General features: G+C 44.9%; 17 protein-coding genes and 1 pseudogene. 14 read left to right on the plus strand and 4 right to left on the minus strand.

From position 1 onward, the window contains the following. From NSS75_RS02870 to NSS75_RS02890, 5 genes are all read left to right on the plus strand, one after another. Positions 1-1,239 (plus strand): dicarboxylate/amino acid:cation symporter, encoded by a 1,239-nt coding sequence (locus NSS75_RS02870; protein WP_024120282.1) that lies wholly within the window; start codon positions 1-3, stop codon positions 1,237-1,239. A gap of 90 nt (positions 1,240-1,329) precedes the next feature. Further along, positions 1,330-2,256: an ABC transporter ATP-binding protein gene (locus NSS75_RS02875; protein ID WP_095714118.1), complete on the plus strand. Its 927-nt coding sequence runs from the start codon at positions 1,330-1,332 to the stop codon at positions 2,254-2,256. Next, the gene (locus tag NSS75_RS02880) at positions 2,249-3,016 is read left to right on the plus strand and encodes an ABC transporter permease (protein ID WP_024120284.1); all 768 of its coding nucleotides are present in this window, start codon (positions 2,249-2,251) and stop codon (positions 3,014-3,016) included. Before NSS75_RS02875 ends, NSS75_RS02880 begins: the two co-directional genes overlap by 8 nt. Before the next feature lie 95 nt (positions 3,017-3,111). Beyond that, the gene (locus NSS75_RS02885) at positions 3,112-3,447 is read left to right on the plus strand and encodes a hypothetical protein (RefSeq protein WP_003225151.1); all 336 of its coding nucleotides are present in this window, start codon (positions 3,112-3,114) and stop codon (positions 3,445-3,447) included. Between the two features lie 128 nt (positions 3,448-3,575). Continuing rightward, on the plus strand, positions 3,576-4,721 hold the full coding sequence (locus NSS75_RS02890; RefSeq protein ID WP_339235821.1) for an acyl-CoA dehydrogenase family protein: 1,146 nt from the start codon (positions 3,576-3,578) through the stop codon (positions 4,719-4,721). A gap of 24 nt (positions 4,722-4,745) precedes the next feature. Here NSS75_RS02890 and fbpB read toward each other — a convergent pair whose 3' ends face one another. Together fbpB and NSS75_RS02900 are read right to left on the minus strand one after the other, a co-directional pair. Continuing rightward, positions 4,746-4,892 (minus strand): Fur-regulated basic protein FbpB, encoded by a 147-nt coding sequence (gene fbpB / locus NSS75_RS02895; RefSeq protein ID WP_010333101.1) that lies wholly within the window; start codon positions 4,890-4,892, stop codon positions 4,746-4,748. Beyond that, positions 4,879-5,044: pseudogene (locus NSS75_RS02900) on the minus strand (Fur-regulated basic protein FbpA). The gene fbpB and the pseudogene NSS75_RS02900 overlap by 14 nt, the downstream one beginning before the upstream one ends. Before the next feature lie 249 nt (positions 5,045-5,293). Here NSS75_RS02900 and NSS75_RS02905 point away from each other — a divergent pair. After that, the gene (locus tag NSS75_RS02905) at positions 5,294-6,166 is read left to right on the plus strand and encodes a cation diffusion facilitator family transporter (RefSeq protein WP_024120288.1); all 873 of its coding nucleotides are present in this window, start codon (positions 5,294-5,296) and stop codon (positions 6,164-6,166) included. A 14-nt stretch (positions 6,167-6,180) separates the two neighbouring features. Here NSS75_RS02905 and NSS75_RS02910 read toward each other — a convergent pair whose 3' ends face one another. After that, on the minus strand, positions 6,181-6,501 hold the full coding sequence (locus NSS75_RS02910) for a thioredoxin family protein (RefSeq protein ID WP_010333104.1): 321 nt from the start codon (positions 6,499-6,501) through the stop codon (positions 6,181-6,183). 153 nt (positions 6,502-6,654) lie between these two features. Here NSS75_RS02910 and NSS75_RS02915 point away from each other — a divergent pair, with 153 nt between their 5' ends. From NSS75_RS02915 to NSS75_RS02935, 5 genes are all read left to right on the plus strand, one after another. Next, on the plus strand, positions 6,655-7,740 hold the full coding sequence (locus tag NSS75_RS02915) for a D-alanine--D-alanine ligase (RefSeq protein WP_095714122.1): 1,086 nt from the start codon (positions 6,655-6,657) through the stop codon (positions 7,738-7,740). A 74-nt stretch (positions 7,741-7,814) separates the two neighbouring features. Further along, a complete protein-coding gene (gene murF / locus NSS75_RS02920) occupies positions 7,815-9,188 on the plus strand; it encodes a UDP-N-acetylmuramoyl-tripeptide--D-alanyl-D-alanine ligase (RefSeq protein WP_103671957.1) in 1,374 nt (457 codons plus the stop codon). 423 nt (positions 9,189-9,611) lie between these two features. After that, complete coding sequence (cshA, locus tag NSS75_RS02925) at positions 9,612-11,096, plus strand: ATP-dependent RNA helicase CshA (protein WP_044161742.1); 1,485 nt, start codon at positions 9,612-9,614, stop codon at positions 11,094-11,096. Between the two features lie 183 nt (positions 11,097-11,279). Further along, positions 11,280-11,759 (plus strand): PH domain-containing protein, encoded by a 480-nt coding sequence (locus NSS75_RS02930; RefSeq protein ID WP_024120292.1) that lies wholly within the window; start codon positions 11,280-11,282, stop codon positions 11,757-11,759. After that, on the plus strand, positions 11,749-13,230 hold the full coding sequence (locus tag NSS75_RS02935) for a PH domain-containing protein (RefSeq protein WP_024120293.1): 1,482 nt from the start codon (positions 11,749-11,751) through the stop codon (positions 13,228-13,230). The genes NSS75_RS02930 and NSS75_RS02935 overlap by 11 nt, the downstream gene beginning before the upstream one ends. Here NSS75_RS02935 and NSS75_RS02940 read toward each other — a convergent pair. Continuing rightward, a complete protein-coding gene (locus NSS75_RS02940; RefSeq protein ID WP_024120294.1) occupies positions 13,227-13,826 on the minus strand; it encodes a rhomboid family intramembrane serine protease in 600 nt (199 codons plus the stop codon). The genes NSS75_RS02935 and NSS75_RS02940 overlap by 4 nt on opposite strands. Before the next feature lie 94 nt (positions 13,827-13,920). On the opposite strand from NSS75_RS02940, the gene acpS reads away from it, so the two are divergent. From acpS to alr, 3 genes are all read left to right on the plus strand, one after another. Then, positions 13,921-14,286 carry a holo-ACP synthase gene (acpS, locus tag NSS75_RS02945; RefSeq protein WP_024120295.1) on the plus strand — a complete coding sequence of 122 codons (366 nt, stop codon included), beginning with the start codon at positions 13,921-13,923 and terminating at the stop codon, positions 14,284-14,286. A gap of 165 nt (positions 14,287-14,451) precedes the next feature. Next, positions 14,452-15,468, plus strand: coding sequence for an outer membrane lipoprotein carrier protein LolA (locus tag NSS75_RS02950; RefSeq protein WP_082687822.1), 1,017 nt, complete (start codon positions 14,452-14,454; stop codon positions 15,466-15,468). Between the two features lie 116 nt (positions 15,469-15,584). Continuing rightward, positions 15,585-16,754, plus strand: coding sequence for an alanine racemase (gene alr / locus NSS75_RS02955; protein ID WP_024120297.1), 1,170 nt, complete (start codon positions 15,585-15,587; stop codon positions 16,752-16,754). Positions 16,755-16,854 lie beyond the last annotated feature (100 nt).

The raw sequence follows: 16,854 nt of genomic DNA on the forward strand, positions 1-16,854 counted from the left end.
ATGAAACTGGCAAGAAAGATCATCATTGCATTGGTTCTGGGTGCCGTCACGGGGATTATTCTTAACGTAACATCACCTGAATTATTTGAAAATTTGAATAAGTTTGTATTCGGTCCTCTTGGCACCATCTTTTTAAATCTCATTAAAATGCTTGTCGTACCGATTGTTTTTTTCTCTCTTACATTAGGAGTTGCCGGGCTTGGCGATCCTAAAAAGCTTGGCAGAATCGGTGTGAAGGCCATTTCTTATTTTCTCATCACGACAGCGGTGGCGATTACGATCGGGCTTATACTGGCGCTTGTCATTAAGCCGGGTGAGTTCGGCACTTATGATGTCTCATCCGCTAAATTCGAGGCAGAAGAAGCGCCGAGTGTTGCTGACACACTTCTGAACATGATTCCGGCCAATCCCGTTCAAGCGATGACCGAAGGGAATATGCTCCAGATTATCGTGTTTTCCATTTTTGTCGGACTCGGGATTACGATGCTAGGCAAAAAAGCGGATATGCTTTTGAAAGTCGTGGAGCAGGGCAATGAACTGATGATGTATCTGGTCAACCTGGTCATGAAGTTTGCGCCATACGGCACGTTTGGTCTCATTGCGACAGCTATCGGCAGCCAGGGATTCAGTGCAATAAAAGCGATGGGGCTGTACATGATTGTTGTTACACTGTCTCTTGTCATACATGCAATCGTCACATACGGTTCAACAGTGGCTCTTTTAGCAAAAAGAAATCCGATTACATTCTTTAAAGATTTCTCAGAAGTTATGGTCGTTGCGTTCAGTACCTCAAGCAGCAATGCAACACTTCCGGTATCAATGGATGTAGCCCAGAAAAAACTAAAAGTGCCTGAGCCGATCAGCAGCTTCGTTCAGCCGCTCGGGGCGACGATTAACATGGACGGGACAGCCATTATGCAAGGGGTGGCCACCATCTTCATTGCACAGGTATTCGGACATGATCTTACATTTACGCAATTGCTGATGGTGATATTGACGGCTGTATTAGCAAGTGTGGGAACTGCGGGTGTTCCGGGAGTGGGTTTGATTATGCTCGCTATGGTGCTTCAATCAGTCGGCTTGCCTGTTGAGGGTATCGGATTGATCCTCGGAATAGACCGCTTGCTCGATATGCTTCGCACAGTGGTCAACACAACAGGAGACGCGGCCTGTGCCGTCATCATTACAGAAACAGAAAAGAACAAACAGCCGGAGCAAGCACCGACTCTATCGGTTTAACCAAACATTTGGAAGCAACAAATGCTATAATACAAACAGTGCCTATTTTTAGGCACTGTTTATTTTTGTCGAAAAAAGGAGGAAGGCTTTATGGCTGAGCCGATTTTACATATTGAAGGCCTTGATAAAAAAATAGGGTCTAAACAGATTTTAAAACAGATCAGCATGGACGTCAGGCAGGGAGAGATTATCGGTCTTCTCGGTCCGAACGGTTCCGGAAAAACGACACTCATTCGTATCATCGTCGGGCTGTTAAAACAAAACAGCGGAAGTGTGGCCATCAACGGATTCAAGCATGATACTGAGTTCGAACAAGCGATGGAAGCTGTCGGCGCGATCGTTGAAAATCCTGAGTTTTACCCGTACCTGTCAGGCTGGGAAAACCTTAAACACTTTGCAAATATGCACAAAAAGATAACTGATGAAAGACTGGACGAAGTGGTGGAACGAGTCGGGCTGACATCAGCAATTGATGATAAAGTGAAAACCTACTCCCTCGGCATGCGCCAGCGTCTCGGCATTGCTCAGGCGATTCTTCACCGGCCGAAGCTTCTCATTTTAGATGAGCCGACAAACGGTCTTGATCCTGCCGGTATGAAGGATTTTCGCGACCATATTAAGGAGCTCGCCGAAGAGGAAGGAACAGCGGTTTTATTCGCCACTCATTTATTGCGTGAAGTTGAAGACCTGTGTGACCGTGTGATCATCATACAAAAAGGCGAGATCAAAGCAGAAGTGAGCCTGAATGGAGCCGGTCAGAAAACGGAAAAAGCCGTTATTGAAGTGCAACCGGCGCAAAAAGCGCTCGATTGGCTGACGGGCAATGGATACACAGCTGAACGTAAAGACGGCTCCATCGTGGTGGATATAGCGAAAGAAAATATACCAGAGCTGAACCGCTCGCTAGTCGGACAAGGACTGAACGTATTTTCAATTATGCCTTATACGCAGTCACTGGAAGACGAATTTATAAAAGCGACAACCGCTCATCAAGAGGAGGGAGAAGAGCTTGTCTAAATTAATATGGAATGAACATATGAAACTCTTTAATCGGAAAGTCACATTTGTTTCGCTTATATTGATGGCCGTATTTCAATTTTTCATGGCGCTGATCATTAAACGGATCGTTATCAGTGCCGGAACTGACGAAAACTTCATCGGCTACTTTTCCTATACACCGAGCCTGAATATCTTGCTGCAGGCGTTAACCATTGTCATTGCAGCGACGATTATTTCTAATGAATTTGATAAAAAGACAATCAAATTTCTGCTTATTCGCCCGGTCAAGCGGCAAAAGGTCTTTTGGTCGAAACTAATGACAGTTGTAATGGTCAGCTTCTATCTTTATCTGGCATACTACATTCTGGCTTTATTATTCGGTCTTGTCTTTTTTGGCACGTCCGTGACATCTGAATCAAAAACATTGTTCATCAACACATTGGAGCTAATCGGCACAAACTGGCTTGAAGCGGTGCTGATGGGATTATTCGGTTTGCTTTGTTCATCACTGTTCCGCAACAGTGCCATTTCAGTTGTTGTTTCTTTTGTTGTTTTATATGGAGCAAGTTCACTTGTGCAAATCATGAAGCTGTTTGAAAACAAATGGGGAAGCTTTTTGCTTTTTGCAAACACGGACTTCACTCAATACAAAAGCGGACAAACGGCTCTGTTTTCAGGCATGACGCCATTGTTCTCTGTAGGGATTATTGTGATTCATGCTGTTTTCTTCATTGCCGTTGCCTGGTGGAGTTTCTGCAAACGGGATGTTCGAATCTAAAGGCAAGGAATGACATTTTTGTGAAAAAGCTCACGTAAATCAATATCATTCGATGTTTTGGTTTATAATAAAGGTACTGACGGAGGTGTCTCGAATTGAGGAACTTTATTACCGCTTTACCGATTGTATTGCTGCTTGGATTCTCATTTGTGTCATTCATGTTTCAGTTTGAACATCTTGTATATTTCAGGCTCGCGCTGGGGTTGTTTTCTCTCGTGGGGCTGTACATGATATATAAAATGAAGACGGGTATCCGTTATTTTATCATATATCTGTATGCAAGCTGGATTGTGCTTGCGGCAGTTACTGCCTTTGAAGAGCCGATTTTCTCAAGCTTTTTCTTCGGCGGATTGGTCATGACAATGGGTTACCTGACTTATATGCTCATTTATCTCGGTATGAAACAAGACCGGGATGCAAATCCGGTTTAAACACGCTGTTCCCTCGGGAACGGCGTGTTTTTCTATCGTGGACAAATTGTTAACAGTTGCGGAATCATGGCTGGAAATCTATAATACATATTAAATTTATCGGAATTGAAAAAATGGAGGGCTGCCGGATGTCATTATTTGTACGGAACGAAAAACAGCGGCAATGGATAGAGAAAATAGAACAGCTAGCGGATGAATTTCAGCAAACAGCCGCTGAGGATGATGAACAGGGACGATTTCCTGCCGAAAAAATACAAAAACTGCGTGATTCGGGATATACGGCGATAACCGTGCCAAAATCCCATGGAGGAGCAGGAATGTCTGTTTACGACATGCTGCTTTTTCAAGAGCGGCTTGCACGGGGAGATGCTCCTGCAGCTCTGAGCATCGGCTGGCATTTAAGCGTGATGGGAGAGCTCGGAGAAGGAAACAGCTGGGATGAAGATGTGTTTGCGTTTATCGCAAAGGAAGTCCAAAACGGCGCCGTGATCAATAGAGCAGCGACAGAAGCGAAAACCGGGAGCCCGACCAGGGGAGGACGCCCCGGGACTGCCGCCGTCAAAAAGGACGGCAAATGGGTGGTGAATGGAAGAAAAACGTTTACGACAATGTCGCAAGCGCTTGATTATTTTTTAGTGACGGCATGGATTGAAGAAAAACAAACAACAGGTGTCGTGTTGGTTCATAAAAATGATCCTGGTGTATCAATTGAAGAAACATGGGATATGATGGCGATGCGGGCTACGGGCAGCCATGATCTTGTATTAAACGAGGTAACGCTGGAGGACAATAAACTGGTGGAGCTGCTTCAAGGGCCGCGGGGAGCAAAGCCAAATGGCTGGCTGCTCCATATTCCGGCGGTTTATCTTGGCGTGGCTCAAGCTGCTAGAGACTATGCGGTGCGCTTTGCCTCCGATTATTCTCCAAATAGTTTGAAGGGGCCGATCAAGGATGTTCCGGCCGTTCAGCAAAGAACAGGCGAAATGGAGCTTGAACTGCTGAATGCCAGACACTTTCTTTTTCATGCGGCTGAATTGTATGACGATCCGGAGCGCCGCCCTTACTTGAAGAGTGAGCTCGGTGCGGCAAAACATATCGTCACAAACGCCGCGCTTTCTGTTGTAGACAAAGCGATGAGAATTGCAGGGGCCAAAAGCCTCGAACGCACCAATCCGCTTCAGCGCTATTACCGGGATGTGCGCGCCGGTCTCCATAACCCGCCGATGGACGACGCGGTCATTCAAAAGCTGGCCGCAGAAGCTTTCAATACATAAAAAAGAGCCTTTGCCGGCTCTTTTTTATGTATTGTTTTGTTCCTGAAGATTCTTCTGATGCTTGCGGTCAATTCTGTCGTAAATGACGTTCATCAGCTTTGGATTGCCCATGATCGCCTCTTTGTTTTCCTGGATCAGCTGTTGGTAGGTTTTTATTTTACGCTTTGGCATGCCCTGGCGCCTCCTGACAATGTTTTGTATTCACTTTCCAGCTCCATCAGCGACAATTCATACAAATGACGCTTTGACTTTTTGTATATACCATTCTGTATTAACAGATGAATGAGATGCTTTTTTCTGATTTCTGCAGACTGAGGTGTCATTGTGTCACCAACCTCCAATCAAACGATATTGATAATCATTATCAATTAACCTCAGTATACAATGTCCGCCACAGCCTGTAAAGGTGAAAACAGTCCTATTCTTTCGTAAGTAAGCAAACCTTCAACATATCGACAAAAAGTTTCCCGGGCAATAATTTGCTGTCGAAATTTCCCTCCCCGTTGAGAATCGCTGCTGCTATTTTTCATGTTTTTAACCATACTATGTAATAGAATGGAGGCTGGTATTCAATGGGGAGGACAGATAATCTTAAAAAGGGAGAAAAAGGAGCACTCCTCAATATTTTGGCATATATCATTCTTGCTGCAGTAAAGCTGACAATCGGAATACTGTATCATTCTGAAGCGCTGAGAGCAGACGGGTTAAACAATGGGACAGATATTGTAGCGTCAATAGCGGTGCTGATCGGACTGCGTATTTCCCAAAGGCCGGCTGACAGTGACCATCCATATGGCCATTATCGGGCTGAAACAATTTCGTCCCTTATTGCGTCTTTTATTATGATGGCTGTTGGAATTGAAGTGTTAATCGGCGGAGGAAAAGCGATTGCGGGCGGCACATCAGAAACGCCAAGCCTTATCGCGGCGTGGACGGCTTTAGGCAGTGCAGTGTTTATGTACGGCATCTATTTATATAACAAAAGACTCGCAGCATCCATTAAAAGCTCTGCACTTATGGCGGCGGCGAAGGACAGCAGGTCAGACGCATTTGTCAGTGCCGGAGCGTTTATCGGTGTTTTTTCTTCCCAGCTGCAGCTGGCCTGGATAGATCCGGTTACGGCTTTTATTATTGGAATCATCATTTGCAAGACAGCCTGGGATATCTTCAAAGACGCTTCGCATTCATTAACGGACGGGTTCCATTTGAAAGATCTTGAACCTTATAAACAGACTGTCGGCCGGATAGAAAATGTGCATCGTCTTAAGGACGTGAAAGCGCGATACTTGGGCAGCACAGTACATATAGAGATGGTCATTACAGTGGATCCGAAGCTGACAGTAGAGGAAGGCCATGGGGTCGCAGATGAGGTAGAAAACAAAATAAAACATGAACACGATGTCACTCATGTTCATGTTCACGTAGAGCCCGACGACATAAAATAGGGCTGCTTATCGAATTAGCTTATATGTTCTGATAAGAATTCAGTCACTTCTTCAGGCGTTTTGGCATTGGCGCTGTGAAGATGGCCTGTTTTTTCTCCATTTTTGAAAATGAGCAGGCTTGGAATACCCATTACCTGATATGTTTCAGCTAGTTCAGGAAGCTCGTCCTTATTCAGCTCGTACCAATCGTTTTGATTGTACGTTTCCAAAATATCGCCGATGAACATATTCATGCGTGTGCAGTCAGGGCACCAATCAGCATAAAACTTTACAATGATTTCTTTATCAGATTGAATCAATTCATTAAATTGTTCTTTTGTTGTGATTTTTTTCATATGTCACATCTCCTTTTCAATGCCATTTTAATATAAAATAAAAAGGAATTACATACAAATGCATTCAGCTTCAGCATGCCCAAAAATAATTAGATCATTTTCTTGTGAAAGTGATAAGATAGTAAAGATGAATTGTAGTGGGGGGAGTATCCATTGAAAACAAGTCTAGGATTAGTGTACGGCGGTAAGTCAGCCGAACATAATGTTTCGCTTCAGACAGCTCTGGCTGTAACAAAAGCGCTAAATACTGAGAAGTTTGATATACATCCAATTTATATAACTGAAAAAGGCGAATGGATAAGAGGCGCACGTTTAACAGAGCCTGTTTCCAACGTAAAAATGCTTCAGCTTGAGCAGGGCGGAACTGCTTTTTCTCCATCTGCTCTCAACCAGGAGATGTTTCCGCAGGAAGTGTCACAACAAAATGAAGCAATTGATGTCGTCTTCCCGCTCCTGCACGGCCCGAACGGAGAGGATGGAACGATTCAGGGAATGCTTGAACTTTTAAATATTCCTTATGTCGGCAACGGTGTGCTCGCTTCCTCAGCTGGTATGGATAAAGTTGTCATGAAGCATTTGTTTGCGCAAGCCGGCCTTGCACAGGCGAAATACACAGCCTTCCTTAAAAAAGACTGGACTCGTTCTCCAGAAGAAAGCTGCGAGCAAGTAGAACAAGAATTGGGCTACCCTTGCTTCGTGAAGCCGGCCAACCTTGGCTCAAGCGTCGGAATCAGCAAATGCCGAAACCGTGAAGAACTGCAAAAAGCGTTTGAGCTGGCGTTCCAATATGACCGGAAAGTCGTAGTCGAAGAAGGCATCAACGGCCGCGAAATTGAAATCGGCGTTCTCGGAAATGATGATCCTAAATGCTCTGCAGTTGGAGAAATCGCACCTAAGACAGATTTCTACGATTACAAAGCGAAATACGAGGATGGAGACACTGACCTGATTATTCCTGCGGCTGTAACAGATGAGGAATACGCGAAAATCAGTGACATGGCGATCAGAGCGTTTAAATCAATTGACGGTTCAGGACTTGTCAGAGCGGACTTTTTCCTGACAGCTGACGGCGAAGTGCTGATCAATGAAGTAAACACGATGCCTGGTTTTACACCGTTCAGCATGTTCCCGCTTCTCTGGAAAGAAGCCGGAGTTGAATACGCTGACCTCATTGAACAGCTTGTAGAGCTGGCTAAAGAACGCCACGCTGAAAAACAATTGATTAAACATACATTCTAAATGAAGACGGACACTGCCGGTAAAAGGGCAGTGTCTTTTCCCGTATATCACCAAAAGAAAGAGAGGGACCTTAGTTGATTAAGCGAACCGTAAAAAAAATTGCCGAAATGGTCAAAGGCACACTGACAAACCCGCAATATGAAAATACAGTCATTCATGGAGTTGCTACAGATACAAGAAAGCTGGAAAGCAATCAGCTTTTCATCCCGCTGAAAGGGGAACATTTTAACGGCCACACTTTTGTGCCGCAGGCTTTTGAAGCTGGTGTGTCTGCCGTTCTGTGGAACCGCTCGGAACCTAATCCGCCCGAGAATCAAGCTGTGATACTGGTGGAAGATACATTGTCTGCTCTCCAGCAGCTTGCAAAAGCTTATTTACAGGAGCTGGGCACACGTGTCATCGGGGTAACAGGAAGCAACGGCAAAACGACGACCAAAGACATGATTCACACTGTCCTGCAAACGCGGTACCGCGTCCATAAAACAGGAGGAAACTTCAACAACCATATCGGGCTGCCGCTTACAGTGTTAGCGATGCCAGAAGATACAGAAATTGCCGTACTGGAAATGGGAATGAGCGCAAAAGGAGAAATTGACCTCCTGAGCCGCCTGGCAAATCCGGATGCGGCAGTGATAACGAATATCGGCGAATCCCACATGCAGGATCTTGGTTCAAGAGAAGGCATTGCGGAAGCGAAACTGGAAATTATCAACGGCCTCAAAGAAGACGGTGTGCTGATTTATATCGGAGACGAACCGCTCTTGCAAAAGGACTACAGCTGCCAAACGAAAACGTATGGTACTGGGGCGGAAAACGATTATCAGCTGCGGGATGTCAGCCAGAGTGAAGCGGGAACCCATTTTACGATCAAAGGCATAGAAAAAACGTTTTTTATCCCTATACTGGGCAAACATAATGTGATGAACGCCATGGCGGCAATCGCCGCAGCGGCTTATTTCGGCATCACGCCTGAGGATGCGGCAAAAGGATTAAGCGGCCTGAAGGTCACCGGCATGAGACTTGAATTGATGAAAACAGACAGCGGCATTTCTATTATTAATGACGCTTATAACGCGAGCCCGACGTCGATGAAGGCTGCAATCCAACTGACAGAAAGCCTTGAAGGATACGGGAAGAAAATGGTCGTGCTCGGAGACATGCTTGAACTCGGCGATCTTGAAGAAACGTTCCATAAGGAATGCGGCGCTGTGATCAGCCCGGACAAAATTGACCACGTCTTTACGTATGGAAAACTGGGGGCATTTATCGCGGAAGGTGCGATGGAACATTTTAGCGAAGAACGCATCAGCCACTTCAGCGACAAAAAAGATCTCACTCAGGCCCTGAAGAATAAAGCGGCAAAGGGAGATTTGATTTTATTCAAGGCGTCAAGAGGTATGAAGCTTGAAGAAATCGTTAAAGATTTAATGGAGAGCCCGTTTTCTTAAAAAATCCTGCGGAAAAAAGCAGATTGCAATCATAAAATAAAAATGATGTGCAGACACTAATGTATGCCGGCCCGAAATAATTTATGTATGACCGGCTGAGGCTATGGTACAATAATGACAGGTTTATTTCGCGATACGAAAATATGTATACGGACCGCCATCCGCTGACCTTAGGTTTTCCGCGGACACAAGGAGCGGGATTGGGCATCGTCCGGCATATTTGGTTAGCAGGTCAGCGAGCGCATTCAAAATGCTGATCTGCTTACCGCGTTATTGAAAAACAAGTAGTGTAATGGTAAGATAAAACTTAAAGTAATTCGGGCTTTGTATACGTAAGGATCCTGTCCTTTTTCCATGGAGGGCAGTTTTTAAGTGGTAAATCACGACATTACTGAAACAGCAATTAGAAGGAGTTTGAATAATTTGACTATAACGTTTCAAGATTTTCAATTAAGTTCTGATCTCATGAAGGCAATTAACCGTATGGGATTTGAAGAAGCAACGCCGATTCAGGCACAAACGATTCCGCTCGGACTTTCAAATAAAGATGTCATTGGACAAGCGCAAACAGGTACAGGTAAAACAGCTGCGTTTGGTATACCCCTTGTTGAGAAAATTAACCCCGAGTCTCCTAATATTCAAGCAATCGTAATCGCACCAACCCGTGAACTAGCCATTCAAGTATCTGAAGAATTATATAAAATCGGACAAGATAAACGTGCGAAAGTTCTTCCTATTTACGGTGGGCAGGATATTGGACGACAAATCCGGGCGTTAAAGAAAAATCCGCATATCATTGTCGGAACACCGGGACGTCTTCTTGACCACATTAACCGCCGCACGATTCGTTTAAACAATGTAAATACTGTTGTAATGGATGAAGCGGATGAAATGCTGAATATGGGGTTTATCGACGACATCGAATCTATTCTTTCAAATGTGCCGAGCGAGCATCAGACGCTTCTGTTCTCAGCTACAATGCCAGCGCCGATCAAACGCATTGCAGAGCGTTTCATGACTGAGCCTGAACACGTAAAAGTGAAAGCAAAAGAAATGACTGTTTCTAACATTCAGCAGTTCTATTTGGAAGTACAGGAACGTAAAAAGTTCGACACACTGACTCGTCTTCTTGACATTCAGTCTCCTGAGCTTGCGATTGTATTCGGACGTACAAAACGCCGTGTTGATGAACTGGCAGAAGCCCTGAACCTTCGCGGATATGCAGCTGAAGGAATTCATGGTGATTTAACGCAGGCGAAACGTATGGTTGCGCTTCGCAAATTTAAAGAAGGTGCAATCGAAGTACTTGTTGCAACTGATGTTGCAGCTCGCGGACTCGATATCTCAGGTGTTACACACGTGTACAACTTCGACGTGCCTCAAGATCCTGAAAGCTATGTTCACCGTATCGGAAGAACAGGCCGCGCAGGTAAAACAGGTATGGCGATGACGTTTATCACACCGCGTGAGAAAAGCATGCTTCGTGCAATTGAACAAACAACGAAACGCAAAATGGACCGCATGAAAGAGCCGACACTTGATGAAGCGTTAGAAGGCCAGCAGCAGGTTACAGTTGATCGTCTTCGTACGACAATCAGCGAAAACAACTTGAACTTCTACATGACAGCGGCAGCTGAGCTGCTTGAAGATCATGATGCAGTGACAGTGGTTGCAGCGGCTATCAAAATGGCTACAAAAGAGCCGGATAGCACACCTGTTCGCTTAACAGACGAAGCGCCGATGATCGGCAAACGCTACAAAAACCAACGCACTTCCAAACGCAGAGACGGACAAGGCGGCGGCTACCGCGGCGGTAAAGGGAAAAGCAACAACCGTTCTTCCTATGATAAAAAGCGTTCAAACGATCGCCGTTCTTCAGGTGACAGACGCCAGAAAAAATCATACTAATTCTGTAAAGAATTTAAGAGCCTAAAACATGAGTTGTTTTGGGCTTTTTTTATGTCCAAAAATTCATGGCCATTAAGCAAACTTTCAGCTGACGGCACCGTTTTTTCTATGTATGCTTAAAGATGAAACTTTTTCTGCATAAGTGCGTATAAGTAACGATGATAAAAACGGGAGGTAGGTATTTTGAGAGAGCAGCCAAAAAACCAAATCAGTCCAGACGGATTAAAGGTTTGGCGACTTCAAGAGATAATCATATCCGCTGTCTGCTTGCTTATTGTCATAGCAGTTGCAGTGTTAAGTTATTTTTTCCATTGGCCGTACTGGATCAGCGGCGTGCTCGGCGCAGTTTGGCTGCTGGGTTCGGTTGTGACGATTTATCTGATTCCAAAGATCCGGCACAAAGTGTGGCGTTATGAAGTTCATGAAAACGAAATAGATATTCAATCAGGTATCTTTGTTGTGACACGCGTGATCGTGCCGATGGTCAGGGTTCAGCACGTAGACACCTCGCAAGGGCCGTTATTAAGAAAATACAATCTGGCGACAGTGAAAATCTTCACGGCGGCAACTGTGCATTCGATTCCTGCTTTAGAGATGGAGGAAGCGGATCAGCTGAGAGACTCCATTTCGCGCCTGGCAAGGGTGACTGACGATGATGTCTGAACCGAAACGCCTTCACCCGGCGGCAGTCATTTTGAATTTATCCCATACCATTATTCAAACGATAAAAAATATTATTCTGCCATTCTTTTTTGTGTATATCGTCAACTCTAATCACACTGTCCGTTTTTACGGAGCCATCGCGCTCGGCGTTTTGTTCATCTGGCTCGTGGCAGCAAGCATCATCAAATGGAGAAAGTTTTCCTATCGAATCGAAGATGATGAATTCAGAATCGAAGAAGGCTTGTTTGTGACGAAAAAGAGGTATATATCGATTGACCGAATTCAAACGATGAATACGAGTGCGGGTGTGGTCCAGCAAATTTTCAAGCTTGTCAAACTGCAAATTGAAACGGCTGGCGGCGGCAAAGAGGCGGAAGCGGTATTGTCGGCTATTTCAGTTGAAGAAGCTGAAAGAATCAAAGAAGCTGTATTTAAGAAAAAAGCAGAAAGAAATCCAATCGATACCGATGAAGGCCTGTCAGAAGATAAAGAGGCGCTCCCGGATGCGGAGCCGCAGGTGAACTACAGCATGAATGCAAAAGAATTACTTATGGCCGCTTCAACATCCGGAGGAATCGGCGTGATTATCTCTGCTGTATTTGCGCTCATTTCTCAGCTGGATGAGGTGCTGCCGATGGATTGGCTCTTCAAAAAATTCTCCTTTCTGCAGCACGCCAATATAGGCATATACGCCGTACTTATATTTATTGGTTTATTTATCACCTGGATTCTCAGCATAGCCGGCATGATGTTCAAATATGCTAACTTTCAAATCATGAAAAAAGAGCAGGAATTGGTGATCTCAAGAGGTATTATTGAAAAACACCAAGTCACCATACCGCTTCGCAAAATACAAGCCATCAAAATAAAAGAAAACATCATCCGCCAGCTTTTCGGTTTTGCGACGGTGTCAATCGTCAGCGCGGGCGGCGGAGGAGACCCGGAAAAAGCAGAGGGCGCTTCGACCATTCTGTTTCCGATGATCCACAAAAAAAAGCTTCCTGGCATGCTGCGTACTTTTACGCCGGAATACACGCTGGAAGAAAATCGCCGCCATCTGCCGCGGCGCGCATTGAAGCGGTACTTATTCCGCTCAACCATTTTCTCCATCTTTTTCATCATTCCGCTGTGTATTTTCTTTCAGCCATGGGGTTATCTCTCGATTGTCCTGCTGCCGATTGAATTGTTTTTCGGGTATCTTGCTTATAAAGATGCGGCCTGGGTGATCAGCGGAGACCGTCTCCAGCTGACATCGAGATTTATCGGCAGAACGACTGCAATTGTGTTGAGAAAGCGAATGCAGGTATGCAAAGCGAGCCAATCTTATTTTCAAAAGAAGGGGAAGCTGTATACCATTTCCACTTCGGTAAAATCGTCAAGCCATATGGAAGAATTAACGGTGAGAGATGTGGGAGAAGAGGATGCAGATTTCATTTTAAATTGGTACTCATATGAAAAAGCGGACGGTTAATACCGCCGCTCTTTTTTTTGCACACATAAAAAAGACAGGAGAAACCCGCCGCAAAGTCCAAACAGGTGGGCCATCATGTTAATATTGGAGTTGATAAACGACATGAGAACGGCAAAGGCAAGCAATGTGATAATCATTTTGGAGTTGTCCTGCCCGATCAGCTCTTTACGATAAAGAACCATAAACAGATAAACGCCGAACAGCCCGAAGATCGCGCCGGAAGCTCCGACATGCACATAATCAAGCGGTTCTGTAAAATACGTGCCGATGTTTCCGATCATTCCGGAACCTGCATACACAAGAAGGAAACGCGCTTTTCCGAGCATTCGTTCCAGAGCCGGCGCAAATAAAAAGATGGACATTGAATTAAACAGCAAATGGGTAAACCCTGCGTGAAGAAAAATCGGCGTGACCAGCCGCCACCATTCACCGTTAGCGACGCCAAGGTTATAGCCTGTGACAGCGTCTCTCCACAACACGACTGAAGGAACAGGAAGTGAAAAGAACAGCCAGAGAACGGCCTGAGCAGCCAATATAAAGGTGACGACGGGATAAAGCCTGATAAAGGTTTGAAAGTTTTCAGTCCGTATAAACATGCTGAGCCCCATTTCATCATTTTGGTATTTCTATAGTAACACGTTTATGAGACAAACCATTCAAATAGTACAAGCGCAAAGGAGGGTGTAAAACATGATTTACGGTATAGGATTAGACATCGTTGAGCTTAAGCGGATCGCTTCAATGGCCGATCGCCAGAAACGATTTGCCGAGCGTATTTTAACAGGCGGCGAACTTGCTCAGTATCATGAGCTTTCTGAGAAAAGAAAAATTGAATTTCTCGCAGGAAGATTTGCGGCAAAAGAAGCTTTTTCGAAAGCATTCGGCACAGGAATAGGCAAGAATCTAAGCTTTCAAGACATTGAAGTGACAAAAGATTCGAATGGCAAGCCTTTTATTGTTTGCGCAAAGCTGAGCCAAGCCGCCGTTCATGTGTCAATCACTCATACGAAGGAATATGCGGCTGCACAGGTTGTTATTGAAAGGTTGTCAAGCTAGTCTGCATATTAGGGACACCCCTCTCATATATTTGATAATGCATTAAGGGAGACGAGTTGTTTGAGGCTTTTATGGTACGCCTCTGTTCTGTTTAACCGTGTACCGAGCGTACCGTTAAAGTCAAACAAGCGATTTCTTCCTTTTACATCAATTGAGAAAAAGGGGTTGAAAAAGGTGAGAAAAAGCTTTGTTTTGCTTTTAACGGGACTGCTGGCTGTCCTTATTCTTTCTGCCTGCGGACAAAAATCACAGGAAGATGTCGTTACCGGGCTGGACGAGAAGGCGAAAGAATATACCTCGTACAAAGCAAAAGCAAAAATGACCATTGAGACAGGGAGTGACCCGCAAGTATACAATGTGGAAATCTGGCACAAAAAACCGTCTCTGTACCGGGTCTATCTGGAAAATCCGAAAAAAGACCAAAACCAAGTCATTTTACGAAATGAAAACGGAGTATTTGTTCTCACACCGTCTTTAAATAAGAGCTTCAGGTTTCAAAGCGACTGGCCAAACAACAGCAGCCAAGTCTATTTGTTTGAATCGCTTGTAAAGGATATTCAAAACGATTCGGATGCAGTCTTCACTTCAAAAGAATCAGAATACGTATTTGAAACAAAAACCAACTATCAGCATAACAAAATGCTTCCGACACAAGAAATCACATTTAACAAGAAGGACATGAGCCCGCTATCTGTCAAAGTCATGGATACCGACCGAAAAGTGATGGTGAAAGTAGAGTTCAGCAGCTTCCAATTCAATAAGCAATTCGACAAAGAGTCCTTTGATGAAAAGAAAAATATGACCCTTTCTCAAATGGATGTCGCCACTAGCGCGAAACCTTCCGACTCTTTTGCCGTCAAAACGCCGCTTGAACTGCCGCTAGGCGTAAAACTGCTTGAAGAAAAAGATATTTCAACGGAAGATGGCAAGCGCGTCATCATGACTTACGGCGGAGAAAAATCGTTTACCTTAATTCAGGAAAAAGCCCAGGTTGCGAAAGCGTCCTCCTCAGTCACGCTGAACGCGGAACCGGTGAATCTCGGCTACACAATCGGCGCTTTGTCAGATGCTTCGCTAACATGGACTTACGAAGGCGTGGATTATCTTCTGTCATCAAAAGATCTTTCACAAGAGGAGATGGTGACAGTCGCCAAAAGCATGAAGGGACAATCATCCAAATAATCTCCTAAAGGCCGAATCAAATTTGGCCTTTTTTTCGTCAGGCAGAATTTCACTTTGCCCTATAATTTTAGTATGATATGTAAATGATATTGAATAAACGCTAGGAAGTGTCATAAATGAGCACAAAACCTTTTTACAGAGACACGTGGGCGGAAATTGATCTGTCCGCGATTAAAGAAAATGTAAGTAATATGAAAAAACACATCGGTGAACATGTCCACCTGATGGCGGTTGTGAAAGCAAATGCCTATGGACATGGGGATGCAGAAGTAGCGAAGGCGGCTCTTGAGTCAGGTGCTTCATGCTTAGCCGTGGCGATCTTGGATGAAGCGATTTCTCTTCGCCAGCGGGGCCTGAAAGCGCCTATATTGGTGCTCGGCGCGGTTCCTCCGGAGTATGTGAAAATCGCGGCGGAATACGATGTGACGTTAACGGGTTATTCTGTTGAATGGCTTCAGGAAGCTGCGCGCCACCTCAAGAAAGCTTCCCTTCATTTTCATCTGAAAGTCGATACGGGAATGAACAGGCTCGGTGTGAAAACAGAAGAAGAGATTCATCACGTGATGAAAATTCTGGAGCGCAACCCGGGCTTAAAATGCAAAGGGGTCTTCACTCATTTTGCGACTGCTGATGAAAAACAAAGAGACTACTTTCTGATGCAGTTTGAACGCTTTAAAGAATTGATTGCTCCTCTGCCTTTAAAGAAAATGATGGTTCACTGCGCCAACAGCGCCGCCGGCCTGCGTCTGAAAAAAGGCTTTTTTAACGCGGTCAGATTTGGCATCGGCATGTACGGCCTGCGTCCGTCAGCGGAAATTACCGATGAAATCCCGTTTAAACTGCGTCCCGCATTCACCCTGCATTCGACCCTGTCGCATGTCAAAAAGGTACATAAAGGGGAAAGTGTCAGTTACGGGGCGGAATACACAGCGGAAAAAGACACATGGATCGGAACGGTACCTGTTGGCTATGCGGACGGCTGGCTCCGCCAATTAAAGGGAACAGAGATACTCGTGAAAGGAAAACGGCTGAAAATCGCCGGCCGAATCTGCATGGACCAATTTATGGTGGAGCTGGATCAGGAATATCCGCCGGGCTCAAAAGTCACATTGATCGGCTGCCAGGGGGATGAATATATTTCCATGGATGAGGTCGCAGGCAGGCTCGAAACCATTAACTACGAGGTGGCTTGTACAATAAGTTCCCGCGTTCCCCGTATGTTTTTGGAAAATGGGAGTATAATGGAAGTAAGAAACCCTTTATTGCAGGGGAATGCAAGCGAATAGCTCATATCACGATAGAGAATTTTTAAAACAGCTTTGCTTGAAGAGTGAATAATGGTATCATTATCACTGGATGGATAAAAGAGTCGTATCCGTAAGTTTG

Origin of the sequence: Bacillus sp. FSL K6-1012 (assembly GCF_037964915.1) — a bacterium.
GTDB lineage: Bacteria > Bacillota > Bacilli > Bacillales > Bacillaceae > Bacillus > Bacillus halotolerans.